Source organism: Desulfovibrio sp. 6_1_46AFAA (assembly GCF_000224635.1).
Classification (GTDB): domain Bacteria; phylum Desulfobacterota; class Desulfovibrionia; order Desulfovibrionales; family Desulfovibrionaceae; genus Desulfovibrio; species Desulfovibrio fairfieldensis.
Map to the genome: position 1 here is coordinate 54,112 of NZ_JH114304.1, position 25,197 is coordinate 79,308.

Consider the following 25,197-nt stretch of genomic DNA (forward strand, 5'->3'; position numbering starts at 1 on the left):
CATCAATGAGCTTTTTCCTTTCAGGTACCCCATGAAACTTGATACACTGATTTTTGGAGGAATACTCACCAGCATGTGCACATGATCCGGCATGAGATGGCCCTCGATAATTTCAACACCTTTATATTTGCATAAGTCCTTAAGAATTTCTCCGATACTTTCTCGAATGTTGGCAAATATTATTTTCCGCCTGTATTTTGGAGAAAAGACAATGTGATACTTGCACAACCATTTTGTGTGGGCTAAACTTTGAACTCGAGTTCCCATATAAAAACACCTTTCCCTTAAAAATTACGATGGGCTTGAACAACTCTATCGTATGGGAAAGGTGTTTTTTGTATAACAAATTATTTCCACCCGCATAGCGGGTGGATTTCTGTTTCGCTCGCAAACGCTCGCTCAACTGGCTAAAGCCCCTTATGAAAAAAGGCGGGGCCTTGCGGCCCCGCCTTGCTTGCGCCCTGCTACTTGGGACTGTTGTTGCCTTTCTTCTTGTCCGGGAAGAGCACGAAGTTCCAGTACAGCACGTAGAGAGGCAGCACGACGAACATCATGACGTAAGCCCAACTCTTGGTGTACAGGAAGTAGTCATAAAAGGTGTGGAATTCCATGGTCTTCTCCTTGTGTCTAGTGGGCATCCTTGAAGTCGGGATGTTCGTAGAGCACGGGCATATTGTAGACGATAAAGCGGTATGCGGTCACGATCATGGTCACCACGAAGATGGAGATGCAGATTTCCCAGATGCTTGGGAAGTACCGTTCCGCCGGAGGCAGGTTGTAGTTGAAGGCGATCATGGAGACATTGAAGCGGTTGAGCACGATGCCGATGATCGCATTGGCCGAGGCGAAGCGGCAGAGGCTGACGTTGCCGTCGCGCGCACCCTTGGCGTAGAGCAGGGCGGGCATCAGCACGAAGAAGAGCATCTCCACCAGCCACCAGACCCCGTATCCCGTGAAGAGATAGGGAAGATTGGCCTGCACCAGCATGTCGATGAGCTTGAGCATGAAGTAGGCGAAGAGGATGAAGGACGCGGCCCGCGAGAAGCTCAGCACCACGCCGTCGGCCTCGCGCAGGTGGGTGGCGTCCATGTATTGATGCACGCCCTTGTGCGCGAACATGCCTTCAAAGATGACCATGGAGGCGCCGGCCGCCATGGAGCTGACAAAGAAGAACATGGGCATGAAGGGCGAGTACCAGAGCGGATGCAGCTTTTCAGGCGCGATGAGGTAGAGCGAGCCCAGTGAGGACTGGTGCAGGGTGGAGAGGGTCACGCCGAAGATGGTCAGCAGGATGGTGCAGCGGATGACCAGCTTGCGCCACTTGATCAGCCAGGGGAACTTCTGGGCCAGCCATTCCATGGGCGCCACGGAGAATTCGATGAAGAGCACCGTGACGTAGGTGGCCACGCACAGGCCCACTTCAAAGAGCACGGAGGTGGTGCCGGGGAAGAAGAACATGTAGGGCAGACGCAACGGATGGCCCAGGTCGTACAGCAGGGCCACCACCACAAAGGCGTAGCCCAGGAAGGCCGTGGTCACGGCCGGGCGCACCGCCGAGTGGAAATGCTTCATGCCCATGACGTAGCAGGCCACGGTGGTGAAGTAGCCGCCGGCGGCCAGGCACACGCCGCAGAGCAGGTCAAAGCCGATCCACAGGCCCCAAGGCTGGTTGTCGTCCAGGTTGGTCACCGAGCCGATGCCCTGGGTGAAGCGGATGATGGTGATGATCAGGCCCACAGTGAGGATGATCCACGTCAGGATATTGCCCGGAGTCCGCCGCAGCAGCGGATCAAGATTGAACAGTTTGTCCTTGGTGGGAATGACGATGCTGTGGTTTTCCATCTACTTATCCTCCCCGTGCTTGGAGCACGCCGCCTCGGCTTCCCGGGCCTTCAGGGCCTCGGTCATGGCCCGGCGGGCACGCTCGGCCGCGCCTTCGCCTTCGGTTTCCTCAATCTTGCGCACGGCGGCGTCCACGGCGGCGGCCACGTCTTCCTTGGCCTCCTTCGCCATTTTGTCCTGTTCCAGCTTGCTCATGGCCTCGCGACGCTTGGTCATGGCGTAGGCCCCGCCGAAGAGCACGGGCCAGAAAGCCACGATCATGGGCACGGCGCCCAGCGCCCCGTAGGTCAGTTCGCCCATGGGCCGGTTGCCCAGGTGGGTGTCCAGACCGAGCTGTTTCAGATCCGGGCTGGCCAGTGTCGGGTCATCCGGCGGCACGGGCGCTCCCTCGGCGGCCGGGGCCAGCACCATCCAGGCGGTGCCGCCGGCGTCGAATTCGCCGTAGATGTAGTTGACGTACTTGCCGGGATTGTCCGCGATGCGGGCGCGGGCCACCTTGATCAGGTCGCTGCGCCTGCCGAAGGTCAGCGCGTCCACGGGACAGGCTTCCACGCAGCCGGGCAGTTTGCCTTCCTTGAGGCGGGGCTCGCAGAAGGTGCACTTCTGCACCAGCGGGTCAAAGGCCTCGTCATACTGGAAGCCGGGCACATAGAAGGGACAGGCCACCATGCAGTAGCGGCAGCCCACGCACTGCGAGCCGTCATAGGCCACGGTGCCGTCGGGCAGTTTCTGGAAGCACTTGGCGAAGCAGGCCGAGGCGCAGGCCGGGTCGTTGCAGTGGAAGCACTGCAGTTTGCGGAACACCGGCTTGCCGTTCATCTCGTATTTGTTGACCACGGTCCACTCGTAAGCCGAGGTGCGGCGGCGGGTGTCGGTAACCGAAAGGTCGCTGAACGGTTTGGCCGGCTTGCGCAGGTGGTTCACCTCGTTGCAGGCCGCTTCGCAGCGGCGGCAGCCGATGCAGCGGGTAGTGTCGTGCAGCACCCCGTAGCTGTCGTCATAGTAGGGGAAGGTGTGCACGCTGGCTTCGGCCACCTTCGCCGTGCCCAATGCCGAAACCACGCCCGCGCTGCCCAGAATGGTCAGGAATTTTCTGCGATTCATATGCGTTTCTCCGTACTAGTCGGCGCGCTGCGGGGCGCGTTGCTTATGGCAGGTGGTGCAGTCGGTATTTTTCGGACGGCCCACCTTCATGGCCTTGTGGCAACCCATGCACTGCAGATGATAGGCGGCCTTGAGCCGGGGACGGTCCGGATTCTTGGGATCAATGCTCGTGGTGTGGCAGCTGCTGCACTTGGGCGGCGTGGCCGACAGCGGGCTGTTGTGGTGACAGGCGGAGCAGAGCGTTTCCGGCTTGGTGTGGAAGGCCTGGGCCAGCTTGTCGTCCTTGATGCGCTCCATGAGCGAGTTCACATGGCGGCGGTGGGTAAAGACGCTGGGCTCGTATTTTTTGGCCAGGGCGTCGATGACCACTTTGTAGGGGGCCATCATGGGCGAGAGATAGGGCACGGGCTTCTTGGCCAGCACGGTTTCGGCGGCCAGTTCCTCGTTCTGTTCGGCGGGCAGATCCCCGGCGATGCCCTGCTGCATCTGCTCCTTGGTCATGGACGGAGCCACCGTATGGCAGACGGCGCACCAGGCGTCGTTGCGCACGGGCTTGACCAGCACGTGACAGCCTGCGCATTCACGCCGCTTGAGCTGCTGCTCGTGACAGCTCACACAGCTTTGGGGCGTGTTGCCCTTGGCGCGCTTGGCGATCTTGGGGGCGTGCATGGCCCGCTCAAGGGTGATGAAGTTGCCCTCGGCTTTGCCTTCCACCGTATGACAGGTGGTACAGGCCACGGTATCGCCCGTGTGGTGACAGGACTCGCAGTTTTCGACTTTTTTCTCATGGACGAGATGGTTGAAAACCACGGGTTTCATGGCCGCGCCCTTGGGATTGGGCTTTTCGCCGACCGGAAAGATGACCATGGCCGACGGCGCGCCGCTGTCCGTGGGTTCCAGGGAAGCCGCGGACGCAGACCCCGCCCCCCAGGACGTCAGACACGCCGCGCCAGCCAGGGCCATAGCCGCCAGCAGAAGCAGTGTTGTGCCATTCCTCATGTGCTTGTCCTTTTGCATACAGACATTACCCCAATTCCCGGCGCGGCAAGCGCGCGGGTCACCTCCGGCCCCCGCCCTCCAGCGGGGGACAAACACTTAGATTGCGGCAAAGCTAGCTCAGGGCGGGAGATACGTCAAGGAGGGGGCGCGCATTGGGAAGGCTTCTCGCGCCTGAAAGGCAAGGCTTTGAGAAAGTTTTCGCAAAAAAACCGCATTTCCCCGCGCAGGCAGGAAACGGGCCGGGAAGCTGGTTTGACACCCGGTTCGGCTTGGCCTATTATTCATAATAAATGAATTGTTTTACTTTAAAAATAACAAAGCCCATAATGCGCCCTGTCATGAACCGCAATCCACAACCATTCCGGCCCTGCCCGGCAGCCTCCTTTCCAAGTGATACCGATGTGCTTCACGGGGCGGAGTCCCCATAACCGGCAGTGACCATATCAAGGAGAGAGTGCGATGAAGTTGTTGCAAACCATGGCCTGCATGCTGGCGCTGTGCGCCCTGACCCTGTGTGGATCCGCCCGCCCGGCCTCGACCGCGGCCAAGGAGGTGAAACTGCTTTTTCCCGAGCCCTACAGCTCCGCCTCTTCCTATGCCGAAGGGCAGGCCGTGGGCATCTATTACGGCGCGCTTGATTTCAATATGCAGAATCACCCCGCCCTGCGCGGCAAATACAAGATGCGCTGGGTGGGCGACGTGGTGAAGTCCCCGGCCGACGCGATCAACGCCGTGGCCACGGGCGCGGGGCAGTTCACCTACACCTTGCCCCAGTTCATCGAGCAGTTCGACCCGGACTGGCGGGTGATCACCGCGCCGGGCGTCTTCAAGGACATGGCCCACTTCCTGCGGGCCATGGACACCCCGGCCTGGAAGGCCAAGCAGGAAAGCCTGGCTGAAACCAAGGGCTTCAGGATTCTCAAGTGGACCAATTCCATCGGCCACTTCTGGATCTGGACCAAGAACGGCCCGGCGGACTCTCTGGCGGCCATGAAGAATCAGAAGATCCGCTATTCCGGCCAGCAGTCCTACGCCAATGCCTTCAAGGCCCTCGGCCTGGTGGGCGTGGCCCTGCCGTATACCGAGGTGGTTTCCGCCCTGCAGACCAACATGATCGAGGGCCTGACCAACGATATCTTCGGCTACACCTATTATGATCTGCCCCGCCAGACCAGGTACATGCTTCCCGTGCCCCTGGGCTTCTGCCCGCAGGCTCTGGTGGTGAACCGCAAGTGGTGGGATTCCCTGCCCGAAAGCGAACGCAAGGCCCTGGAATTCGTCATCGCGGCCACGGACGTGCACCAGTATTTCGAGGACGAGGAGCAGCGCATCCTCAAGTGGTGGGATGAAAATCCGGACACCATCCTGGTGAAGATGATCCCCGAGGCCCGCGCCGAGTGGGAAGCCGTCCTGCGGCAGGCCACGGACGAATTCGTCAGGGGCGTGGACCCCGCCTTGCTGGAGGCCATCAGGACCACCGCCGGATAACCCGTTTACGGCCGGGCGCGGCGGGGACGGCATGCCCGTACCGGCCGCGCCCGGCCCGTCCGCCGCAATGCGGCGGAAAGGGGAAGAGCCATGTCACAACACAGCCATGCCGGGGCCAAACTCAAGCGCCGCTGGATCGAATTCTGGGGTCTGGTCTTCTTTGCGGGCATTCTTGTCAATTTCGCGGAAATCGTCTGCCGCACCCTTTTCCATTTTTCCATCGACCTCATGTACGACCTGCCTGTCTGGCTGACCATCTGGGCCGTCATGATGGTGGCCGGGCCCATTCTGCCCGACGGAGACCACGTTTCAGTGGACATGCTCCGCAACGCCCTGCCCGGGCCCGCCCGCAAGGCCTGCGATATCATCAGCTGCTTCGCCACCATCGCGTTCGGCGTGGTCATCAGCTGGAGCGGCTTTGTCTTCATTTCCCAATGCATTGAATTCAATATGAATATTGTCCGTTGCGTGCCCGTACCGCGCTGGCTGGTGGAAAGCTGCGTGGGCCTGGGCATGGCCATGTTCACCGTATTCGCCGTGTACCGGCTCTGGGTCGTGGTCCGCGGCAAATACGCGCCTGAAGAAAAAGAGCCGGGGGAATAAAACCCGCAATCCCCGCCCGCTATCCGTTTCAATCCGGTGTCTAATTTAAAAAAATAGACACACAAAAAACGTAAGGTGTTGCGGCGGCGCAGACGCCGGGGCTCAGCGAAAACCACGTTTTTCCGCTGACGATCCTGCGTAAGCAGACGCACGCCACGAAGGCGTAAGCGCAATTTATTTGCGCGGTTAAGCGCCGGAGTGAGCGTCTTAAAAACTTTGAGAATGTGCATTCTCAAAGTTGAAATGCTCTAGGAGAACGGCATGGACACTTTCGTCTACTTCGCCCTGCTGGCCATTGTCATCCTTTTCCTCTTGGGAACACCGCTGTGCGTGACGTTCAGCATCGGCTCCATAGCCATCATGATCCACGTCATGGATTTCCCGGTAGGCAACATTTCCCAGATCTTCTTCACCACCATCAGCGGCTATCCCATGCTGGCCATGCCCTTTTTCATCTTTGCGGGCAATCTGATTCTTTCCAGCGGCGGCATGGGGCATCTGCGGGACTGCATCAACCGCCTGGTGGGGCATCTGCCCGGCGGCATGGCCGTGGCCATCTGCATCTTCGCGGCTTTCCTGGGCTCCATTTCCGGTTCTGCCACGGCCTGTCTGGCCATCATCGGCACCATTTTCGTGCCCATGATGGCGGCCTCGGGCTATCCGCGCGCCTTCGCCTCGGGCCTGGCCGTGACCTCCGCCGGGCTGGGGGCCGTCATCCCGCCCAGCGTGTTCATGATCATTTTCGGGGCCAGCAACCGCATTTCCATCGCCGACCTGTTCGCGGCCGGGGTGGGGCCGGGCCTGCTGGCCGCGGTCCTGATGTGCCTGCTCACCGTGTACCTTTCCATCAAACGGGGCTACCGGGGCGGAGAAAAAGCCGGTCCGGCGGCGCGCCTGGAGGCCTTCCGCAAGGCATTCCCCATTCTGCTCATGCCGCTCATCGTGCTCGGCGGCATTTACTCCGGCATATTCAGCCCCACCCAGGCGGCGGCAGTGGCCTGCATCTATTCACTGGCCCTGGGGACGCTCGTCTACAAGGGCATCACCCGGCAGGTCTTCATGGACTCCCTGGTGGAGACCGTGCGCCTGAGCAGCATGATTTACTTCCTGGTCATCGGCGGCGAGCTTTTCGGCCGGGTGCTGGGCTATGTGGGCCTGCCGCAGATGATCAGCCAGTGGGTCATCGACCTGGAGCTCGGGCCCACCGGCTTTCTGCTTGCCGTGCAGGCCATGCTTCTGGTCATGGGCTTTTTCTTCTCCAGCTTCCCCATGGTGGTCATCGTGCTGCCGCTCTTTCTGCCCAGCGTGATGAGCCTGGGCATCGACCCCGCCCTGTACGGCGCGCTGGCCGTGTTCTGTTCCATCATCGGCGAGGTGACGCCGCCCATGGGCCCGCAGCTCTGGATCGCCGCGCCCATCTGCAAGGAGAAAATCGGCAACATCATGCGCGAGGCCTGGGCCTTTCTCGGCGTGCAGGTACTGGCCCTGATCCTGGTCACGTTTTTCCCGCAGATATCGCTTTTTCTGGTGCATTTTGTCCGCTAGGGGCTTGTTTGTTCCCATAAGGATGAGAGTTCCGACCCGTGCTGGGCGAGGAGGTTTTTCATGGACAAGACGCTGATGATTCTGGGGCTGGGCGGGGTCGGCACCTACGCGGCCCATCTGGCGGGCAGGCTGCCCGGCGTCCGGGTGGCGGTTGGGGACATTCGCGCGGACCACGCCCGCCGGGTCGCCAACAGCCTGATCGCGGACAGTTATTTTCTGCAGGAATACAGGCGGTTTCCCGACGTGGCCGGCTTCGGCATCGACATGCTGGATACGGAGGCCATTGCCGAGGCCCTGGAACGCTACCGGCCGGACGTGATCTTCAATGCCACCACCTTGCTTTCCTGGTGGCATCTGCACCGCCTGCCCCATGACCTGGCGCGGCGGATTTACTACGGCGCGCCGGAGGGCTCGGGCCTTCGGCCCTGGGCGCCGGGGCACGGCGTGCTGCTCTATAATCTTATGAAGACGGTCAAACAGGTTCTGCCCGGCGCGCATGTGGTCAACGTGTCCGGCCCGGACTATCTGCACGAGATTCTGGGCAAGGTGGGCCTGGCCCCCACAGTGGGCGTGGGCAACGTCTCGCTTTTCGAACCCATGCTCAAGGCCGTTGTGGCCGAAAAGCGCGGTACGCGGCCCGAAGCCGTGGACATCACCCTGGTGGGGCATCACTGCATGTGCATGCAGATTTTCCAGGAGGGAGCGCTGGCTCCCGGCATCCCCTATTATCTGAAGGTCGAGGAGAACAAAAGGGACATTACCGCCGAACTGGATGTGGATAAGGACCTCTGGGCCCGCGTGCCCGAACGCATGCCCCTGCTTTCCGAAGTCAACCAGCAGTGCGTGGCGGCCTCGGCCATGCAGGTGATCAAGGCCATGCTCTACGACGCGGGCGCGCTGCTGCACGCGCCGGGGCCCGAAGGGCTTCCGGCGGGCTGCCCCGTATGGGTGGACGCTGCCGGCGCGCGGGCCGTGACTCCGCCGGATCTGAGCCGGGAGGGCATGCTGGAAATCATGTACGGGGCCAACCGTTGCGAGGGCTTTGAGCCCACGGGAGCGGACGGCGCGGCCAGAGCCACGGAGCATTGCATCCGCGTGGTGGAGGAGGTTTTCGGCATCAACTGGCGCTACAAGGAGTTCAGACCCGACACCATGCTTGAGGCCTTCAGGGAGATCACTGACGCTTTCGCGGCCCTGCTGGAAAGAAAAGGGATCGCAACGCACTGAACCCGGAGCGCCTCAACGGTCCCGCGCGTGGGGCGCTCCTGCTCTGATCCCGCAACGGACAGGCCCTGGACAATTCGCCTTTGAAATACGTGCAATGCGCTATTGGCCTGCATGGATCTCCATGCAGGCCACGATGTCCTGCACTGTTTCCTGCAGGGGCTTGAGCATTTGCTCCACCAGCTGGCCCGCGGGACCGTAGATGGTCTGGGTGACGCTGACCGCGTAGCGGACCGGCGCGCTGCCGTTGATGACCGGCATGGCCAGGCCTTTGAGGCCGGGGTAGAGCTCGTCGTCCATAAGGGCATAGCCCTTTTCGCGCACGGCCTGGAGATCCGCGCGCAGGCGTTCGGCGCTGTTCACCGTGCTTTCCGTGAAGGTGACGAATTCGGTGCGCTGGATATAATTTTCCAAGGCCTCGTCGGGCAGATAGGCCAATACGGCCTTGCCCAGCGCGGAACAGTAGGCCGGAACCGTGCTTCCCACGGTCAGGAGCATATATTTGTCGTTGGCGCTCTGGACCATGTAGACGATTTCCTTGCCGTTCCACATGCCCAGATTGCAGATGCCGTTGTTCTCTTTGTTCTTCTTTGCCAGGTTGTCCAGAAACTGCGCGACGATATTGTAAAATTCCCGCTTGGGCACCATGCCCTTGCCCAATTTGCTCAATCTGTCCGTGAGGCGGTAGCTGTTGTGCTGATCCTTGTCCACATAGCCGTGGAGCCGGAGCGTGTTGAGAAAACGATAGCTGGCGCTTTTCTGAATGCCCATGCGTTTTGCCACGCCGGTCACGGAAACGGTTTTTTCCTCCACCAGATATTCAAGTATTTGCAGGCCTTTTTCAAACGTCTGGACAAAAGCGTTGCTGTTCTGGGCCATACTCTTCTCACAAGCAAAGTTGGACGCGGAAAATCCACGCCGGGCGGCCGTGCCGCAAACCAGGGTCTTTGGGGCTGAATCTCAGCTTGATTAAGGTTACTCTATTTTTTTCCCGGCGTCGACTTTTTCTTGATTCAGGGTTTGACAAAGGGAAAAGTAGTATATAATAATAGAAAAAAGTTGATAATATATGAACAAAGGATGCCGCCGTGAGCACCATTATTCTTTTTGATCAAAGCGCGCCGGCCGGGCATTCGGAAGGGCCCGCGCCCAATCCTGTGGACGGAAAGCCCCGCGCCAACGTCTGGCGTTGTTTCGCGCGGCCTGACGGCACGCTTGCGGCCGGCATATGGGACTGCTCAAAGGGCAGTTTCGCCATTCCTTCCCATGCCACGGACGAGATGTGCAGCATTCTGGAGGGCGAGGCGGTCATTGAACATGCCGACGGCACGCGGGTCACGGTGCGCCCCGGCGACAGCTTTCTCATCCCCTACGGCACGCGCACAATCTGGCATGTGGCGAACTATGTCAAAAAAGCCTTTGTCTGTGCCGTGCCCGCGCGGTCCTGAAGAGGATCAATTCCGAGGACGGGCGTGAGCGCGGCGAAAAAATTTCAGCATGCAGCAACGTGGAGGCGGATATGAAAGAAACTCCTGTAGCCGTGGTGACCGGAGGGAGCCGGGGAATAGGCAAGGCTGTGGCCCGCGAGCTCGCGGGCTGGGGATATCGGCTGGTGCTTGTGGCGCGCAGCCGGGAAAACCTGGAAGCGGCCCGCGCGGAACTGGCCGCGCAACGCTTCCTGGCCGGGGCGCACCTGCCGGACATTGAGGCCGTGGACCTGGCCGACGCCGAAGCCGTGCGTCTCGCCGCCGCGGCCATTGTCGCCCGGCACGGCCGTGTGGATCTGCTCTTCAACGGGGCGGGCATCAGCATCCCCGGCAGCTTTGATCTGGACGAGGCCGTTTTCAGCCGACTTCTGGCGGTCAATCTGCGCGCGCCCTTTCTGTTCATGCGCGAGATCATCCCCGTGATGCTCAGGCAGGGACAAGGGCGGATCATCAATGTGGCCTCGCGCAACGGCAAGGTGGCCGTGGCCGGGCTGGGGGGCTATTCGGCCTCCAAGTTCGGGCTCATGGGCCTGGGAGAGTCCGCCTACCGGGAGCTTTCGGCCGGGGGCATAAGCGTGACTACCATCTGCCCCGGCTGGGTCAATACGGATATGGCCGCAGGCGAGGGCGCCTCCCTGGCGCCGGAAAAGATGATTCAGCCCGAGGACATCGCCTGCACCGTGCGCTGGCTGCTTTCCCTGGGGGCTTCCGTGCGGGTCATGGACGTGCTTCTGGAGTGCGCCGGGGACGTGGAGCGCCGGGCCAGCGTGGAACTGGCCAAGCTGTATGCCCTGCGGGACCGGCACCGGGAAGAGTTCGACAACCTTGTTCTGTAGGCGCGGCCATGAAAGCCCTGATTGAAAATATCCAGCACTACAGCCTGCATGACGGGCCGGGCATCCGGACCACTGTTTTTTTCAAGGGCTGCCCCCTGCGTTGCCGCTGGTGCTCCAATCCCACCACCCAGAATCCTGGGCGGGAGCTGCTGCAAAAGAGAAACGATTGCCTGGGCTGCGGCCGCTGCGCGGATCTCTGCCCGCGCGGGGCCATACGCGCGGAGTCCGGCCCGGCGCTTCTCGACCGGGCCCTGTGCGACGCCTGCGGCCGATGCGCCGGAGCCTGTCCCGGCAAAGCCCTGCTTATGGCCGGGCGCGAATACAGCCTGGACGAGGTCCTTGTGCGCATCAAGAAGGATATGCTTTTTTACCGCAATTCCGGCGGCGGGGTCACCCTTTCCGGCGGGGAGGTCCTGTCGCAGCACGCGTTTGCCGTGGAACTGTGCGGCCGCTGCGCCGCTCTGGGCATCCATACGGCCATCGAGACCTCGGGTTTCGCTCCCTATGAGCATTTCAGGGCCCTGGCCCTGGCCGCGGACGTGATTTTTTACGACATCAAGCATCTGGACCCCGTGCGGCACAGGCGGCTCACCGGGCAGGACAACCGCCTGATCCTGGAGAATCTGGCGCGTTTTCTGGACGAGACGGGCAAGCCGGTGCATGTCCGCCTGCCCCTGGTGCCGGGCCTGAACGACGATGCCGCGCATCTCGAAGCCTACGGCGCGTATCTGGGCGGCCTGCCCGGCGGCCCGGAAACGGTGGATCTGGAGGTCTTGCCCTACCACCGCCTGGGCAAGGACAAATATGCCATGCTCGGCCGGGAGTACGGCCTCGGGGATACGCCGCCCATGCCCCGTGACGAGGCGGAGGCGGCCGTGCGGCGGCTGCGCGGCCGCGCCGGGGGATTGAAGATTTTTTGCGCCGCCTGATATTCGGGGGCGGCGCGCCCTGCATTTTTCTTCCGTTAGGGCAATTTCACTTTGAAATTGCCCTGGCGGCTGTGTAAGCAGACGCCCGCTACGAGCGGCAGCCGTTGGCGGCTATGCCGCCTTACGGATGACGACAGCAGAGATAGGCGTAAGCGCAATTTATTTGCGCGGTTAAGTGCTGGAGTGGGCGTCTTAAAAACTTTGAGAATGCGCATTCTCAAAGTTGAAATGCTCTAAGGAGGATCGGCCATGTCACTCACCAAGGAAGCACGCTTGGAACGGATCGGGCGGCTCAAGAGCCAGTTTTTCTCCCACAGGCCCGGCGTCTGCATTGAAGGGGCCCTGTCCAAGACGCGGATTTTCAAGGCCACGGAAAGCGAACCCATGATCATCCGCAGAGCCGTGGCCTTCAAGGAGCACTGTGCCACAAAAACCATCACCATCCAGCCCGACGAACTCATTGTGGGCAATGCCGGGGCCGTGGCGCGGAGCATCCACGTCAATCCGGAGTTGTCCAACAACTGGTTTTACGATGAACTGGACACCATGAGCACCCGTCCTCAGGATCCTTACCAGATCAGCGAGGAGCAGAAAAAATGCTACCGGGAGGAGGTGTACCCCTACTGGCGGGGCAAGACCCTGCGGGATTTCTGGAACGCCAGGGCCCCGGAGGACGTGCGCGAAATGGTGGCCGTGGGCGGCGTGTGCGATAATGACGTCAAGATCGAATGCGTGCCGGGGGACATGGTACCCGCCCTGCCGCAGCTGATCCTGCCCCTGGGTTTTGACGGCATCAGACGCCGGGCCGAGGAAAAGCTGGCCGAACTGGACTTCAATACGATCGAAAATTTCTCCCGGCGGGATTTCTGGCGTTCGGTGATTATCTGCTGCGAAGGCTTTTCCATTCTTTGCGAGCGCCACGCCCGGGAAGCCCAAGCGCGGATGTCCGGAGCCGGGCCAAAACGCCGTGCGGATCTTGAGCGCATCGCGCGGGTCTGCGCGCACCTGGCCCACAACCCGCCGGAAACCCTGCATCAGGCGCTGCAAATGGTCTATTTCGTCTTTGTGGGCCTGTTCATCGAGGGCAACGCGGGCGGGTATTCCCCCGGCCTGCTGGACCAATATCTGCTGCCTTTCTATGAAAAAGACCGGCAGCGGGGCCTCTGCGACGAGGAAGCCCTGGAAATCATCGAATGCCTGTGGGTCAAGATGGGCGAGCAGATCTGGTACTGGAACGAGCCCGCCGCCAAGCATTATTCCGGCTTCTGCGCCTTCCAGAACATCGCGTTGGGCGGCCTGGACACCCACGGCCGGGACGCGGTCAATACGCTGACCTATCTCATGCTTCAGGCGAGCATCGACGCCCGGATGGTCCAACCCTCCCTGTCCGTGCGCATCAGCAAGAAGAATCCGGAAGAATTCTTTCTGAAAGTGGCCGAACTGGTACAGACGGGCTCCGGCTTTCCGGCGGTCTTCAGCGACGACGTGGGCTACAAGATGTTGCTCAAGAAGGGCATTCCCGCCCACCTGGCGCGGGATTGGGCCCCCATCGGCTGCGTGGAGGCGCAACTGGCCGGGCGGCATTACCAGTGGAGTTCGGCGGGACACTACAACCTGGGCAGCGCCGTGGAGTTCACCCTGACCAACGGCGTGCATCTGAAAAGCGGCAAGCGGCTCGGTCTGGAAACGGGCGACGCGGCGGAATTCGAGACCTACGAGGAATTCAGGTCCGCTCTCTATGCCCAACTGCGTCATTTGCTGCGCCGGTTCTCCATCTCCCAGAACGTGCTGGAGGAGCTGCACTATCAGTACCTGCCCAATCCTGTGGCTTCCATGTTCACCCTGGGCTGCCTGGAAAGCGGGCGGGATCTCACCCACGGCGGCGCGGAATTCAACACCGGGCCGGGCATGAACGGCAACGGCGTGGGCGATTTCGTGGATTCCGTGGCCGCGGTGAAAAAGATCGTCTTTGAGGAACAGCGTTTCGGCATGGCCGAACTGGTGGCGGCCGTCAAGGCCGACTTCCAGGGCTATGAGGGCATTCGGCGCATCCTGGAGGAGGACGCGCCCAAGTGGGGCAACAACGACGACGAAGCCGATGCCGTGATGATCGAACTGTGCGGCGTCATCATCAACGAGATTGATTCCTACCGGGGCAAGCTCGGCAATCACAAGCTGCCTGCCCTGTATCCGGTTTCCTCCAATGTGCCGCAGGGCATGGCCGTGGCGGCCCTGCCCTCGGGACGCAGGGCCGGGCGGCCCCTGGCCGACGGCTGCTCTCCCTCCCAGGGGCAGGATCGTCTGGGCCCCACGGCCATCTTGCAGTCCCTGGGCAAAATGCCGCACGAAAGCATTGACGGCGGCACGCTGCTGAACATCAGGCTCACGCCGCAGGTGCTGGCCGGTCCGGAGGGCAGGAAGCGTCTTTCCGCCTTTTTGAAGACCTTTCTGGACCTGGACATCTTCCACGTGCAGTTCAATGTGGTCAGCCATGAGGTCTTGCGCTGCGCCCAGGCCCGGCCCGAGGACTACAAGAGCCTGCTGGTGCGCGTGGCCGGGTACAGCGCCTATTTCGTGGAGTTGAGCCGCGAGATCCAGGAGGATATCTTGAGCCGTACCGCGCACGAACTTTAGGAGCTGTTTCTAAATTGTCCTTTCGGGCTCGCCCCGTGCGAAGGCCGAATATGTTTGAATATACTCCCTCCGCCCAGGGCTCGCCTTGCTTTAGCCGTTGCGACGAAGGAAGCTACGGATAATGACAGCAATTGGTTACGCAAAATGTGATCCAGGGAAATTGCTGTCACTATCCGTAGCGATGCAGTCTTAATCTGTAACACGGTTTCGCCGTGAACGGCTCAAGCAAGCCGCCGGCGCGGCAACGGCTAGCGCCCTTGGCAGAGAGCGAAAATCCTAATTTAGAAACAGCTCCAAGAGACTGTTAATACTATAGAATCTCGCGACCATATGTTTTTCGCGGTCCGTTTCCGGCAGGAGGCGGACCGCAGGAGAGAAAGATCATGCAGTTTGTCCGCCCGCTGTGGGCCTGTCTGGCGATTTCCTGTCTCCTGATTTCCGCGGCGCCCGCGCAATCCGCGGATCATGCGCGGCCCGCGCCTCTGCGCACCGCCTGGCTGGCTGAATTCGAGGCTTTTGCGGCCTGGTACGCCCATGACCGCCAATGGGACCGGGAAAATAACCCGTCCGTGGAACTCCGTCCTTTTCCCACCGGCAGGCTGCTGGTGGACAATATGCACGCCTACGGCTGGAATCTGGGGGCCTGCGGCGGCGTGCCCGCCCTGCGCGCCCTGCTGCGCAAGGATGTCTATGTGGTGGGCGTCGGCACGGAGGAGGCCGCGTTCAACGCCGTGTACGCGCGCGCATCCAGTCCCCTGGCGCGGCTGAACGGCGGCGGGGCGGCGCGCTATTTGCGCGGCAAAACAGTGCTCTGTCCCCTGGGCACCAGCGCGCACCAGCTTTTGCTGGCCTGGCTGGACGGCATGGGCCTGCGGGACACGGATGTGACCATTGTGGACGCCGAGCCCGACGAGGCTGTGCGGGCCCTGGCCAAGGGCCTGGGCGAAGCGGCGGCCCTCTGGGCTCCGGCGACCTATGCGGCGGAAGAGCTCGGTCTGTTCAGGATCACGGACGGGCGGAAAAGCGGCATCGCGCAGCCCGTGCTGCTGCTCGCGGAGCGCGGCTATGCCGATAAGCACCCGGAACGAATCACGGCCTATCTGCGCAGCTATCTGCAAGCCGTCGAGAGCTTCGGGAAGATGCCCGTGGAAGAACTCGCGCTTCTGTACCAGCGCTTCCAGCGGGAGTTTGCCGGTAAGGCCCTGTCCGCCGCCAACGCCCGCCGGGAGCTGGAAACGCACCTGCTTTTCCCCCTGGAAAAGCAGAAGGCGCTTTTGGGCGGCGTGGAGGCCGACGCCGCGCGGCCTGAAGGGACGTTGCGGGACTGGCTGAAAGACGTGATCGCCTTTCACAAAAAAACCGGAGCGCTCAGCAGCAGGGAGGCCGGAGAGCTGGAAAGCCTGCCCCTCGTAACGCCCCGTTTTTTACCCTGACGATGTTCCCACAGGCCCTCCCGGCCGGTTCGCGCGGGGGGCTTTGCTCAGCAAACCGTGGAAACAGCGCAGTTCTCGGCCTCGGCGAAATCCGTCAGGCGTTTCCGCGCCAGGGCCAGGGCGGCCTCAACTTCCTCCTGTCCGGAAAAGCCGTAAATGACGGTCAGAATATCCCGGCTTTCCAACGAGATCATGGCCCGCTGCGAATCGCTGCTGGGGCTGCCGAAGGGGCCGCGCGCGTCGGCCAGCAGGGGCAGGCGGGCCAGGTCGATGCCGTCCTTGCCGATGCCCGCGTACATTTCCCCGGCTTCGCCTAGGCGGAAGAGCAGGCCGCCCTCCAGGCGGGCCAGGTCGTAGGAGCCCAGGGAAAAGCCGGTTTCCAGCGAAACCAGGTTGTTGGCGTCCACCACGCTGTTGATGCGGTAGAGGTCCTTGCCCTGGCGGATGCGGCGGTAAAGGGCTTCGGAGGAGACGCGCGTGCGTCCCGGGTCGCGGCCGAAGGCCTTGTACGCCCGGCGGGATGCCCCCAGGTTGGGCAGTTCGGCCAGGGGCGTGTCCTGAAGCGTCGCGTTCAGGCCGGGCAGGATTTCCTGAGTAAAAAAGCTCCAGAGCGCCGGATTTTCCGGAGCGGGCAGGGTGCGCCAGGTCAGACAAGCCAGACGGGCCTCGGGCCAGAGAGCCTTGAGAGCGGGGTCGATGCGGATTTGGGGAGAGATCATCTGCCTTCCTTTAGTTCCCGCCGGTGGGAGCGAGTGACGGAAAAAACCACATGCGGCATGTCCAGGCCGTAATAGCGCTTGATGAAGCGCGCGCCGGGCCTCATGCCGTTTCTGCGGGCCACGGCCTGGGAAGCGGCGTTGTTGTCCCGGATGATGGAAAAGACTTCCCCGGCGTCCAGAACCGTGAAGGCGTAATCCCGGCAGGCCCGGGCGGCCTCCGTGGCATAGCCCTGGTGCCAGCGGCTTTTCCGGAACAGATAGCCCACTTCCAGGACGCGCTCCCGCGAGACGGGCGGGCAGTCCTGCCGGGTCAGGCCGCACTGGCCGATCATTTCGCCGGGCAGGCCGCCTTCCGTTTTGAGCGTCACGGCCCAGAGGCCGAAGCCGTCTTCACGGTAGCGTTGCAACTGCCTGTCCAGCCATTGCCGGGCCTCGGCCTCGCTGAAGGCGTGGGCGTAGGCGTACATCACCTCAGGGTCGCGCAGCATGGCGCAGAGCGCGGGGAAGTCGTCCGGCGTCATTTCCCGCAGGATCAGGCGCGGCGTTTCCAGAATCAGACGCGCGTTCATACGATTATGATACGCACAGGGCGGAATTGCCGGCCCGGCTGCGGCACGCCTGCTCCACGATGGACGCCACATCGTCGGGCGGCAGAAAGATTGCTTCGGGCCGGGCCCGGAACCATGTCAGTTGGCGTTTTGCATAGGCGCGGGTATTGCGCAGCCAGAGGCGGCGGCATTCCTCAAGGCTGATCCGGCCCTGCAAATGGGCCAGGGCTTCGGCCGCGCCGATGCCCGACCAGCCCGGCGCGGCCGGGTCGTCGCAGAGAGCGCGCGCCTTTTCCGCCTCCTCCAGGGCCCCGGCGGCCAGCATCAGGTCCAGACGGCGGGCCAGACGCGGCTCCAGCCAGGCCAGGTCGGCGTTGAGCACCAGCAGCGGCCCCCGGCAGAGCGGGGCGGCCATGGCGTTTTCATGCCACCAGCTGAAAGGACGGCCCGTGCCTTCCCGGACTTCCAGGGCGCGGGCGATGCGCTGGCGGTCGTTGGGGTGGATGCGCGCCGCATAGGCCGGGTCCGCCTTGCGCAGTTCGGCATGCAGGGCGGGCGCGCCTTCAGCGTCCAGGCGGGCTTCCAGGCGCGCGCCGATGGCCGGGTCCAGGGGCGGGATGTCGGCAATGCCGCGCAGCAGGGTCTGAAAATACAGGCCCGTGCCGCCCACCAGCAACGGAGTCTTGCCGCGCGCCAGCAGTTCGCGGGCCTTGGCCGCCGCCTGCTCAGCCCACTGCCCGGCGCTGATTTTCTGCCGCGCGGGCAGAAAACCATAGAGGTGATGCGGACAACAGGCGCGTTCTTCCGGCGAGGGCTGGGCCGTGATCAGCGGAAAGTCGGCGTACACCTGGCGCGAGTCGGCATTGATCACTTCCCCGTCCATCTCGCGGGCCAGGGCCAGGGCCGCGGCGGTTTTGCCCGAACCCGTGGGACCGGCCAGACAAATGACCGGCGCGGCAAAGGGCGGCGTGGATTCCCCGGCCATTACGAAACGCGGAAGCCCCCGTGCGGCGCGGCCAGACAGGGCGTGGCCCGGCGCACTTCGCCGTTGGCGTATTTTTCCAGCAGCTTGCGGCGCACGTTTTCGGGCACCAGGCCTTTGACGTCCGCGCCGTGGCTGGCCGCCGCCTTGACGATGGTCGAGCTGATGAACAGCCACTGATAGTCGGTCATCATGAACACGGTCTGGATATGGCGCTGAAGACGGCGGTTCATCAGGGCCAGCTGAAATTCATACTCGAAGTCCGACACCGCGCGCAGGCCGCGCAACAGGGCGCAGACCCCGCGCTGGGCCGCGTATTCAACGGTCAGGCCCGAAAAGGGCTCCACCACCACGCGCGATTCGTTCTTGAGGGCCTCGCGGGCCATTTCCACCCGTTCCTCATGGCTGAACAGCGGGAATTTGGGGGTATTGTCGGCCACGGCCACGATGATCCGGTCAAAGACGTCGCAGCCGCGCCGGATCAGGCTGAGATGGCCGTTGGTCAGCGGGTCGAAGGTGCCGGGATAGAGGGCTGTTTTCATGATGCCGTCCAGATGCAGATGCGCGTCTGGCCGAAAAGGCGCTCGGCCAGAAGGTTGAAGGAAGCGGGCGGCGTGAGCGCGACGTCCTTTTCTATTTCCGCCGTGACAAAGGCTCCGGGCGCGAGCCAGCCCCTGTCCGCCAGGGCGCGCAGGGCCGGTTCCGCCAGATTTTTGCGGTAGGGCGGGTCCATGAAGACGAGGTCAAAGCCTTCGGGCGGCTGGCGTTTGAGAAAGCGCAGCACATCCTCCTTGGACAGGCGGGCCCGCCCTTCCAGGCCCAGGGCCGCCACGTTTTCCTGGAGACAGCGCATGGCCGGGGCCGCGTTTTCCACCAGCAGGGCATTGGGCGCGCCCCGGCTCAAGGCCTCGAAGGCCAGGCTGCCGCTGCCCGCGAACAGGTCCAGCACGCGGGCCTCGCTCCAGACCAGACCGCGCGCGGCCAGCATGGAGAAGAGGGCCTCGCGGGTGCGGCCCATGGCCGGGCGGTAGCCCTCGCCTTCCACTGTTTTCAGCACGCGGCCGCCCAGGCCGCCGGCAATGATCCGCATACAGCGCCTACATGCGCGAAAGCAGGCGGGTCATGGCGTAATCCATCTTGGCCAGGGCCTCCTGCAATTCGGTCTGTTCCACCCAGGGGCGGCGTTCCACATCGGCTAGCTTGCCCTTGAACATGTCCCACTTGCGCTCCACTTCGCCGGTGAGGAAATCCCAGTCCACCTTGGGATGGGCCTCGCGCTCGTGCAGCACGGTCTGGGCCACGCGCCCGCCTTCCAGGACCAGTTCTTCCAGGTAGCCGGGGATCAGCGGCGTGACCTTGAAGCGCTCCCGGATCAATCCGGCCAGCGTGGTCTGGGCGGAATTTTCGCCGTGCACCAGCACCACCTGCGTGCCGTCGCCGGCGAGCGGGGCCAGCCAGTCCAGCAGCTGGCTCTGGCCCGCGTGGCCGGAAAAGCCGTTGATGGTGAAAATGCGCGCCGCCACTTCTATGTCTTCGCCGAAAAGGGTGATCTTTTTGGCGTGCTCCACCAGCTTGCGGCCCGGCGTGCCCACGGCCTGGTAGCCCACGAAGACCACGCTGGCTCCGGGCTTCCAGATGTTGTGCTTGAGGTGGTGCTTGATGCGCCCGGCATTGCACATGCCGCTGGCCGAAATGACGATGGCCGGGCCGCTGAACTCGTTGATGGCCTGGGATTCCGCGGTGCTCAACGTGTAGTGCAGGTTGGGCAGGGAGAAGGGATCGTCGCCGTTGCCCAGCAGGGCCTTGGCGTCCTCGTCGAAAAGTTCGCGGTTGCGCTCAAAAATTTCCGTGGCCCGGATGGCCAGGGGGCTGTCCACGAAAACCGGCATGTTTTCCGGCAACTTCCCCTGGCTGTTGAGCATGTGCAGACAGTAGAGCACTTCCTGGGTGCGCTCCACGGCAAAGGCCGGAATGATGACCTTTTCGCCCTTGGCGTAGCTGTAGGCCACGGCATCGGCCAGTTCCTCGGCGCTGGTGCTCTCGTTCTTGTGGTTGCGGTCGCCGTAGGTGGATTCCATGAACACGTAGTCGGCCCTGGGCGGACTTTCCGGATCACGGACGATCAGGGACTGGGGACGGCCGATATCGCCGGAAAAGATCATGCTGGTGGTCTTGCCGTTTTCCTCGGCTTCCAGGCGCAGGGAGCCGGAACCCAGGATATGCCCGGCGTCGTAATACGTCACCCGGATGCCCGGCGCGGGCTCGAAGGACTTGTGGTAGTCCACGGGCTGGAAAAGGGTGGCCGCCTTCTGGGCGTCCTCCACCGTGTAGAGCGCGGCCGGGGGATTTTTCAGGCCCCGTCGGTCGTATTTTTTGGCTTCCCACTGGGCTTCCATTTCCTGGATGTGGGCGCTGTCCTGAAGCATGATTTCCAGCAGGTCGCTGGTGGCCTTGGTACAGTAGACCGGCTTGTCAAAGCCGTCCCTGACCAGCAGGGGCAGCAGGCCCGAGTGGTCGATGTGGGCATGGGTGATCAGGATGAAATCAATATTGCCGGGCAGATAAGGCTTGATGTCGCGGTTGCGCTGCTCAATGGCCTTGTTGCCCTGGTGCATGCCGCAGTCCACGCAGAAGCGCTTGCCGCAGGCCTCGATCATGTAGCAGGAACCGGTGACTGTCTTGGCCGCGCCCAGAAACTGTACTTTCATATGCACTCCGAATGGGTGGTGGATGGGCAGAGGCCGCAGCGTGCGTCGGCACGGCATTGCGGCAATGCTTCACATAGCCGCAAGCCCGTCGCCGTGTCAAACTGACGCCGGTTCGCCGCGCTCTTGCCGCCGCGCCCCGGCTCACATATAGTGAAACCGGTTTTACGCGCGGGCGCCAGCTCACGCTACCGCCAAAGCAGTTACACATTTTCAATGTGAAATGCCCTAATCTCCAGTAAGGAACAACCATGCCAGAACTACGACAGAACATAGTGGATGACCTGAGCTCCGTGACCACCGAATCCTGGCGCACTTTCCGGATCATGTCGGAAATGGTGCACGCTCTGGACGAGCTCAATGCCCTGAAGGTCAACTGCATCTCCATTTTCGGTTCGGCCCGCTGCACGCCGGACATGCAGGAATACCAGGATGCCGAAAAAATCGCCCGCATGCTGGTGGACGCGGGCTTCGGCGTCATTACCGGCGGCGGCCCCGGCATCATGGAGGCGGCCAACAAGGGGGCCTTCGAGGCCGGGGGCGAGTCCGTGGGCCTGCATATCGAACTGCCGCACGAGCAGGGTTGCAACAAGTATGTGAAAACCCGCTGCAATTTCCGTTATTTTTTCATCCGCAAGTTTATGTTCGTGAAATACGCCATGGCCTATGTGGTCATGCCCGGCGGCATGGGCACCATCGACGAGCTTTCCGAGGCCTTTGTGCTGGCCCAGACCGGCCGCACCCGGCCATTCCCCATCATTCTGTACGATTCGCGTTTCTGGAGCGGCTTGCTGGAGTGGCTGCGCAAAAGCATGGCGGCCGGCGGCTTCATCCATGAGACGGAGATCGACAAGCTGGTCACGGTCTGCGACACGCCCGAGGAAGTGGTCAATCACTTGTGCAAGATCATTATTTTGTAGCGGCCCCGCGCGTGTTCGCGCCCGCCGGGCCCGTGCCCGACCCGCCGCCGGGACTGAGCTGGGAAGGGCTGATGGATCAGGCCCTGGATCAGGCCCGGCTGGCGGCCGAGGCCGGGGAAGTGCCGGTGGGCGCGGTTCTGGCCGGGCCCGGCGGGCATATCCTGGCGCGGACCGGCAACGCGCCCGTGCGGCGGCACGATCCCACGGCCCACGCCGAAATCCTGGCCCTGCGCGCCGGGGGCGCGGCCCTGGGCAATTACCGCCTGGCCGGCTGCGTGCTGGCGGTCACCCTGGAGCCCTGCGCCATGTGCGCGGCGGCCCTGGTGCATGCGCGTCTGGCCGGAGTGGTTTACGGCGCGGCCGACGATCTGGCCGGAGCCGTGATTTCCCGCGCCGAATATCTGGACGCTCCCTTCTGCAATCATCGGGTCTGGCATATGGGCGGGGTGCGGGCCGAGGCCTGCGCGGCCCTGCTGCGTGATTTTTTCGAAAGGAAACGCTGAGTAATAAAGGTTTTTGTTCCCCGCCAAGGACGGCGAACCGCGGGCGGAGGACAAAAAGGCCGGTAATCGGCGTTTCCGGAGCGCGGCGGGCGGCGTATTCTCCTGATTGAACGCCCCCCGCCGGAAAAAGGACCGGGTATGCTGGAACTGACGGTTTTTTTGAGCGGCGCGCTGGTCATGGTGCTGGAAATGGTGGGTGGACGGGTGCTGGCCCCGCACGTGGGCACCTCGGCCATTGTCTGGACCAGCCTCATCGGCGTGGTGCTGGCCTGTCTGGCGCTGGGCGCCTGGGCCGGGGGCCGCTTCGCGGACAAGACTCTCTCCCGCCGGGGGCTGGGCCAGGCCCTGGCCGGGGCCGGACTGGGCTGCGCGCTTACGGCTTTTTGCCATACGGCGCTGGGAGCGGGCGTGACCCAGGCCGTGGGCAACCTGTATCTGGCCGCCGTGGCCGCCGCCTTGGGCATTTTCGCCCTGCCCGCCTTTTTCTTCGGCATGATCACCCCCTATGTAATCCGCCTGCGCATCGCGGACGTGGACACCGCCGGGGCCACGGTGGGACGGCTCTATGCCCTGTCCACGGCGGGCAGCATTCTGGGCACCTTTCTGGGCGGCTTTGTGCTGATTTCCTTTTTCGGCAGCACGGTCATTCTCTGGGGCGTGGCCCTCTGCATGCTGCTGCTTTCCCTCTGCAACGCCCCGGCCCGGCCCTGGCCGCGTCTCCTGCTGCTGATCCTCTGTATCCTGCTGGCCTGGCAGGACGGGCTTTACGGGCAATGGCTGGCGGAAAAGGGCGGCGTGCGCCTGGTGGAGAGCCCGTACAACAGCATCCGGATCATGGAAGGCGTGGACCGCGCCCGGGACGGCCGGGCCGTGCGCCTGATGGCCACGGATCCCGGCTACAGCCAGTCGGGCATGCTGCTGGACGCCCCGGACGAACTGTATTTCGACTATACCCGTTTTTACGCCCTGGGGCCGCGCCATGTGCCGGGCGCGCGCAAGGTGCTGATGCTCGGCGGCGGGGGCTATTCCGTGCCCAAGTGGCTGTTGTCGGGCAAAAGCGGGCTGGACGCCGCGCGTCTGCGCCTGACCGTGGTGGAGCTGGACCCGGCCATGACCGCAAGTTCCCGGCGCTGGTTCGGCCTGAGGGACGATCCCCGCCTCACGGTGCGGCACGAGGACGCCCGCGCCTTTCTCAACCGGCAGAACGAGCGCTATGATCTGGTTTTCGTGGATGTCTTCAATTCGCACTATTCCGTACCCTTCCAGATGGGTACCGTGGAGGCCGCCCGGGCTCTGCGCCGTGCCGTGGCTCCGGGGGGAGCCCTGCTGATGAATGTGATTTCGGCGGTGGAGGGGCCGGACGGGCGCTTGTTCCGGGGCATTTGCCACGCGCTGGCCGCCGCCTTTGCCGAGGTGCGCGTGTACTGCGTGGGCAGACCTGACCGGCCCGGCGAGGTGCAGAACCTGATGCTGCTGGCGTTTCCGGAAGCCGTTCCCGATGCCGCGCCCCCGGCGGCGGACGCAGCGGCTGGGGCGACAGACCCCCCGGCCCCGGAAACGGACGCCATGCTGGCCGTGCGCTACGCCGGGGTCATACCGGCGGACATTCCCGCGCTTACCGACGACTTCGCGCCGGTGGAGCGCTACGCCCTGATGCTACTGCGGCAGTGAGCCGGGGCGCTTTCCCCCGGCGTCCCAAAAGCCGTCTTGCGGTATGCCGATGAAATCTGTAGTTTAGCATTCACAGAAGGAGGCCGTGCTATGGAACACAACAACGTCAAACCCGTGGACATCACGGAAAACGTGCTGACCATGCTGGGGCGGAAAATGAGCAGCGGACGGGATCTGACCATGTCCGAACGGCTGATGGCCATGACCGCCACGGCGCAGACCACCTCCAACCGTTACGGCCCCGGCCCGGCGGACATGGTGGTGCAGCAGCCCGAGCTGCCCGAAACCGTGAAGGGCGTGCTGGCGAACTTTACCGGCGTCTAGAGCGGATTACCTTTGAAATTTTACAAATTTCAAAGTCGGCATTCCGGCGAAAAACGTGGTTATCGTTGCTGTCGATCCCCGTATGGTTCCGTTGTCGCCAACGATGACAGCCCCTGGGGCTGCCTTCGGTCGTTTCGCCGGAATCCACGCCGCGTTGCTCTCGATGCCTGTACGCCCTTTGGGCTACAGGCACGGCCCTATGGGCCGCCCGTCGGGTCGGTCTTCGCGGCACGCCGCTGTGCCGTCCTCGCCGCAAAGCGTGAAGGCTCGCCGGCGGGAGAGGCAAAAGAGCAAATAATGCGCTTACGGCTTGAGAGCGCGGGGCTGCTCCCGCAGCCTCGTCAGAGCATTTCAAATGGGTTTAAACAGCGCGGAGCGGGGACAGGCGGTCCCGCCGCGCCCATTGCGAGGATGTTTTGAACGAATCCATCGACGATCTTACCGTACAGTATGAGGAAAACGGCCAGGTTCTGATCAACGAACTGGACAAGGTGGTGCTGAGCAAGGGCGCCTGGACCACCATCCTGTTCCGCTATCAGCAGTGGCGGCCGGAAACCGACGATTACGGCCCGGATAAATATGTGATCCGGCGCTATAAAAAATCGGGCGGCGAATACCGCCAGCAGTCCAAATTCACCATTTCCAGCGCCGAGCAGGCCCGCAAGATCGTGGACGCCCTGCTGTCCTGGATCGAAAAATAA

General features: G+C 62.8%; 26 protein-coding genes. 14 read left to right on the forward strand and 12 right to left on the reverse strand.

From position 1 onward, the window contains the following. The 5 genes from tnpA to HMPREF1022_RS12925 all read right to left on the reverse strand — a co-directional run. A partial coding sequence (gene tnpA / locus HMPREF1022_RS17575) for an IS200/IS605 family transposase (RefSeq protein ID WP_156803009.1) occupies window positions 1-267 on the reverse strand: 267 nt, incomplete at its 3' end. A 197-nt stretch (window positions 268-464) separates the two neighbouring features. Further along, window positions 465-611 (reverse strand): sulfate respiration complex protein HmcD, encoded by a 147-nt coding sequence (gene hmcD / locus HMPREF1022_RS18645; protein ID WP_009303442.1) that lies wholly within the window; start codon window positions 609-611, stop codon window positions 465-467. A gap of 16 nt (window positions 612-627) precedes the next feature. After that, window positions 628-1,842: a sulfate respiration complex protein HmcC gene (hmcC, locus tag HMPREF1022_RS12915; RefSeq protein ID WP_008686309.1), complete on the reverse strand. Its 1,215-nt coding sequence runs from the start codon at window positions 1,840-1,842 to the stop codon at window positions 628-630. Beyond that, window positions 1,843-2,946: a sulfate respiration complex iron-sulfur protein HmcB gene (hmcB, locus tag HMPREF1022_RS12920; RefSeq protein WP_008686308.1), complete on the reverse strand. Its 1,104-nt coding sequence runs from the start codon at window positions 2,944-2,946 to the stop codon at window positions 1,843-1,845. Window positions 2,947-2,961: 15 nt separating this feature from the next. Beyond that, window positions 2,962-3,945, reverse strand: a complete 984-nt coding sequence (locus tag HMPREF1022_RS12925) for a nine-heme cytochrome c (RefSeq protein WP_008686307.1) — start codon at window positions 3,943-3,945, stop codon at window positions 2,962-2,964. A 459-nt stretch (window positions 3,946-4,404) separates the two neighbouring features. Between HMPREF1022_RS12925 and HMPREF1022_RS12930 the strand changes: the two genes are divergently transcribed. The 4 genes from HMPREF1022_RS12930 to HMPREF1022_RS12945 all read left to right on the forward strand — a co-directional run bounded on the left by HMPREF1022_RS12930 (window position 4,405) and on the right by HMPREF1022_RS12945 (window position 8,808). Then, window positions 4,405-5,433, forward strand: coding sequence for a TRAP transporter substrate-binding protein (locus HMPREF1022_RS12930; protein WP_009303444.1), 1,029 nt, complete (start codon window positions 4,405-4,407; stop codon window positions 5,431-5,433). 90 nt (window positions 5,434-5,523) lie between these two features. Next, window positions 5,524-6,036 carry a TRAP transporter small permease gene (locus tag HMPREF1022_RS12935; protein WP_009303445.1) on the forward strand — a complete coding sequence of 171 codons (513 nt, stop codon included), beginning with the start codon at window positions 5,524-5,526 and terminating at the stop codon, window positions 6,034-6,036. 261 nt (window positions 6,037-6,297) lie between these two features. Next, a complete protein-coding gene (locus HMPREF1022_RS12940; protein WP_009303446.1) occupies window positions 6,298-7,581 on the forward strand; it encodes a TRAP transporter large permease in 1,284 nt (427 codons plus the stop codon). Window positions 7,582-7,641: 60 nt separating this feature from the next. Beyond that, window positions 7,642-8,808, forward strand: coding sequence for a hypothetical protein (locus HMPREF1022_RS12945; RefSeq protein ID WP_009303447.1), 1,167 nt, complete (start codon window positions 7,642-7,644; stop codon window positions 8,806-8,808). 99 nt (window positions 8,809-8,907) lie between these two features. Here HMPREF1022_RS12945 and HMPREF1022_RS12950 read toward each other — a convergent pair whose 3' ends face one another. Beyond that, complete coding sequence (locus tag HMPREF1022_RS12950) at window positions 8,908-9,684, reverse strand: IclR family transcriptional regulator (protein ID WP_008686302.1); 777 nt, start codon at window positions 9,682-9,684, stop codon at window positions 8,908-8,910. Window positions 9,685-9,893: 209 nt separating this feature from the next. Here HMPREF1022_RS12950 and HMPREF1022_RS12955 point away from each other — a divergent pair, with 209 nt between their 5' ends. From HMPREF1022_RS12955 to HMPREF1022_RS12975, 5 genes are all read left to right on the forward strand, one after another. Further along, window positions 9,894-10,253 (forward strand): cupin domain-containing protein, encoded by a 360-nt coding sequence (locus HMPREF1022_RS12955; protein WP_008686301.1) that lies wholly within the window; start codon window positions 9,894-9,896, stop codon window positions 10,251-10,253. Between the two features lie 71 nt (window positions 10,254-10,324). Further along, entirely contained in the window at window positions 10,325-11,128 is an 804-nt protein-coding gene (locus tag HMPREF1022_RS12960; RefSeq protein WP_008686300.1) for an SDR family oxidoreductase, read from the forward strand. Window positions 11,129-11,136: 8 nt separating this feature from the next. Further along, on the forward strand, window positions 11,137-12,057 hold the full coding sequence (locus HMPREF1022_RS12965) for a glycyl-radical enzyme activating protein (protein WP_009303448.1): 921 nt from the start codon (window positions 11,137-11,139) through the stop codon (window positions 12,055-12,057). Between the two features lie 249 nt (window positions 12,058-12,306). Further along, entirely contained in the window at window positions 12,307-14,691 is a 2,385-nt protein-coding gene (locus HMPREF1022_RS12970; RefSeq protein ID WP_009303449.1) for a glycyl radical protein, read from the forward strand. Window positions 14,692-15,074: 383 nt separating this feature from the next. Beyond that, complete coding sequence (locus tag HMPREF1022_RS12975) at window positions 15,075-16,124, forward strand: ABC transporter substrate-binding protein (RefSeq protein WP_009303450.1); 1,050 nt, start codon at window positions 15,075-15,077, stop codon at window positions 16,122-16,124. A gap of 47 nt (window positions 16,125-16,171) precedes the next feature. On the opposite strand, the gene HMPREF1022_RS12980 is transcribed toward HMPREF1022_RS12975, so the two are convergent. The 6 genes from HMPREF1022_RS12980 to HMPREF1022_RS13005 are packed head-to-tail and all read right to left on the reverse strand — an operon-like array spanning window position 16,172 to window position 21,081. Then, on the reverse strand, window positions 16,172-16,843 hold the full coding sequence (locus HMPREF1022_RS12980) for a B3/B4 domain-containing protein (protein WP_008686296.1): 672 nt from the start codon (window positions 16,841-16,843) through the stop codon (window positions 16,172-16,174). Further along, entirely contained in the window at window positions 16,840-17,412 is a 573-nt protein-coding gene (locus HMPREF1022_RS12985) for a GNAT family N-acetyltransferase (protein ID WP_008686295.1), read from the reverse strand. Before HMPREF1022_RS12985 ends, HMPREF1022_RS12980 begins: the two co-directional genes overlap by 4 nt. 4 nt (window positions 17,413-17,416) lie before the next feature. Continuing rightward, window positions 17,417-18,376: a tRNA (adenosine(37)-N6)-dimethylallyltransferase MiaA gene (miaA, locus tag HMPREF1022_RS12990; RefSeq protein ID WP_009303451.1), complete on the reverse strand. Its 960-nt coding sequence runs from the start codon at window positions 18,374-18,376 to the stop codon at window positions 17,417-17,419. Then, window positions 18,376-18,915, reverse strand: a complete 540-nt coding sequence (gene coaD / locus HMPREF1022_RS12995; RefSeq protein ID WP_008686293.1) for a pantetheine-phosphate adenylyltransferase — start codon at window positions 18,913-18,915, stop codon at window positions 18,376-18,378. Before coaD ends, miaA begins: the two co-directional genes overlap by 1 nt. Beyond that, complete coding sequence (gene rsmD / locus HMPREF1022_RS13000; RefSeq protein WP_008686292.1) at window positions 18,912-19,463, reverse strand: 16S rRNA (guanine(966)-N(2))-methyltransferase RsmD; 552 nt, start codon at window positions 19,461-19,463, stop codon at window positions 18,912-18,914. The genes coaD and rsmD overlap by 4 nt, the downstream gene beginning before the upstream one ends. Window positions 19,464-19,470: 7 nt before the next feature. Beyond that, window positions 19,471-21,081, reverse strand: a complete 1,611-nt coding sequence (locus tag HMPREF1022_RS13005) for an MBL fold metallo-hydrolase RNA specificity domain-containing protein (RefSeq protein ID WP_008686291.1) — start codon at window positions 21,079-21,081, stop codon at window positions 19,471-19,473. Window positions 21,082-21,329: 248 nt separating this feature from the next. On the opposite strand from HMPREF1022_RS13005, the gene HMPREF1022_RS13010 reads away from it, so the two are divergent. The 5 genes from HMPREF1022_RS13010 (at window position 21,330) to HMPREF1022_RS13030 (ending at window position 25,197) form a co-directional block, all read left to right on the forward strand. Then, the gene (locus HMPREF1022_RS13010; RefSeq protein WP_008686290.1) at window positions 21,330-21,998 is read left to right on the forward strand and encodes a TIGR00730 family Rossman fold protein; all 669 of its coding nucleotides are present in this window, start codon (window positions 21,330-21,332) and stop codon (window positions 21,996-21,998) included. An 11-nt stretch (window positions 21,999-22,009) separates the two neighbouring features. Further along, entirely contained in the window at window positions 22,010-22,501 is a 492-nt protein-coding gene (gene tadA / locus HMPREF1022_RS13015) for a tRNA adenosine(34) deaminase TadA (protein ID WP_009303452.1), read from the forward strand. Window positions 22,502-22,639: 138 nt separating this feature from the next. Next, a complete protein-coding gene (locus tag HMPREF1022_RS13020) occupies window positions 22,640-24,172 on the forward strand; it encodes a fused MFS/spermidine synthase (RefSeq protein ID WP_009303453.1) in 1,533 nt (510 codons plus the stop codon). A 90-nt stretch (window positions 24,173-24,262) separates the two neighbouring features. After that, window positions 24,263-24,496 (forward strand): hypothetical protein, encoded by a 234-nt coding sequence (locus tag HMPREF1022_RS13025; protein ID WP_008686285.1) that lies wholly within the window; start codon window positions 24,263-24,265, stop codon window positions 24,494-24,496. A gap of 416 nt (window positions 24,497-24,912) precedes the next feature. Next, window positions 24,913-25,197 (forward strand): hypothetical protein, encoded by a 285-nt coding sequence (locus HMPREF1022_RS13030; protein WP_008686281.1) that lies wholly within the window; start codon window positions 24,913-24,915, stop codon window positions 25,195-25,197.

Coding starts and splice junctions, on each gene's coding strand:
- hmcD (WP_009303442.1), bottom strand. CDS start 611: ATGGAATTCCACACCTTTTATGACTACTTCCTGTACACCAAGAGTTGG.
- hmcC (WP_008686309.1), bottom strand. CDS start 1,842: ATGGAAAACCACAGCATCGTCATTCCCACCAAGGACAAACTGTTCAAT.
- hmcB (WP_008686308.1), bottom strand. CDS start 2,946: ATGAATCGCAGAAAATTCCTGACCATTCTGGGCAGCGCGGGCGTGGTT.
- HMPREF1022_RS12925 (WP_008686307.1), bottom strand. CDS start 3,945: ATGAGGAATGGCACAACACTGCTTCTGCTGGCGGCTATGGCCCTGGCT.
- HMPREF1022_RS12930 (WP_009303444.1), top strand. CDS start 4,405: ATGAAGTTGTTGCAAACCATGGCCTGCATGCTGGCGCTGTGCGCCCTG.
- HMPREF1022_RS12935 (WP_009303445.1), top strand. CDS start 5,524: ATGTCACAACACAGCCATGCCGGGGCCAAACTCAAGCGCCGCTGGATC.
- HMPREF1022_RS12940 (WP_009303446.1), top strand. CDS start 6,298: ATGGACACTTTCGTCTACTTCGCCCTGCTGGCCATTGTCATCCTTTTC.
- HMPREF1022_RS12945 (WP_009303447.1), top strand. CDS start 7,642: ATGGACAAGACGCTGATGATTCTGGGGCTGGGCGGGGTCGGCACCTAC.
- HMPREF1022_RS12950 (WP_008686302.1), bottom strand. CDS start 9,684: ATGGCCCAGAACAGCAACGCTTTTGTCCAGACGTTTGAAAAAGGCCTG.
- HMPREF1022_RS12960 (WP_008686300.1), top strand. CDS start 10,325: ATGAAAGAAACTCCTGTAGCCGTGGTGACCGGAGGGAGCCGGGGAATA.
- HMPREF1022_RS12965 (WP_009303448.1), top strand. CDS start 11,137: ATGAAAGCCCTGATTGAAAATATCCAGCACTACAGCCTGCATGACGGG.
- HMPREF1022_RS12970 (WP_009303449.1), top strand. CDS start 12,307: ATGTCACTCACCAAGGAAGCACGCTTGGAACGGATCGGGCGGCTCAAG.
- HMPREF1022_RS12975 (WP_009303450.1), top strand. CDS start 15,075: ATGCAGTTTGTCCGCCCGCTGTGGGCCTGTCTGGCGATTTCCTGTCTC.
- HMPREF1022_RS12980 (WP_008686296.1), bottom strand. CDS start 16,843: ATGATCTCTCCCCAAATCCGCATCGACCCCGCTCTCAAGGCTCTCTGG.
- HMPREF1022_RS12985 (WP_008686295.1), bottom strand. CDS start 17,412: ATGAACGCGCGTCTGATTCTGGAAACGCCGCGCCTGATCCTGCGGGAA.
- miaA (WP_009303451.1), bottom strand. CDS start 18,376: ATGGCCGGGGAATCCACGCCGCCCTTTGCCGCGCCGGTCATTTGTCTG.
- coaD (WP_008686293.1), bottom strand. CDS start 18,915: ATGAAAACAGCCCTCTATCCCGGCACCTTCGACCCGCTGACCAACGGC.
- rsmD (WP_008686292.1), bottom strand. CDS start 19,463: ATGCGGATCATTGCCGGCGGCCTGGGCGGCCGCGTGCTGAAAACAGTG.
- HMPREF1022_RS13005 (WP_008686291.1), bottom strand. CDS start 21,081: ATGAAAGTACAGTTTCTGGGCGCGGCCAAGACAGTCACCGGTTCCTGC.
- HMPREF1022_RS13010 (WP_008686290.1), top strand. CDS start 21,330: ATGCCAGAACTACGACAGAACATAGTGGATGACCTGAGCTCCGTGACC.
- HMPREF1022_RS13020 (WP_009303453.1), top strand. CDS start 22,640: ATGCTGGAACTGACGGTTTTTTTGAGCGGCGCGCTGGTCATGGTGCTG.
- HMPREF1022_RS13025 (WP_008686285.1), top strand. CDS start 24,263: ATGGAACACAACAACGTCAAACCCGTGGACATCACGGAAAACGTGCTG.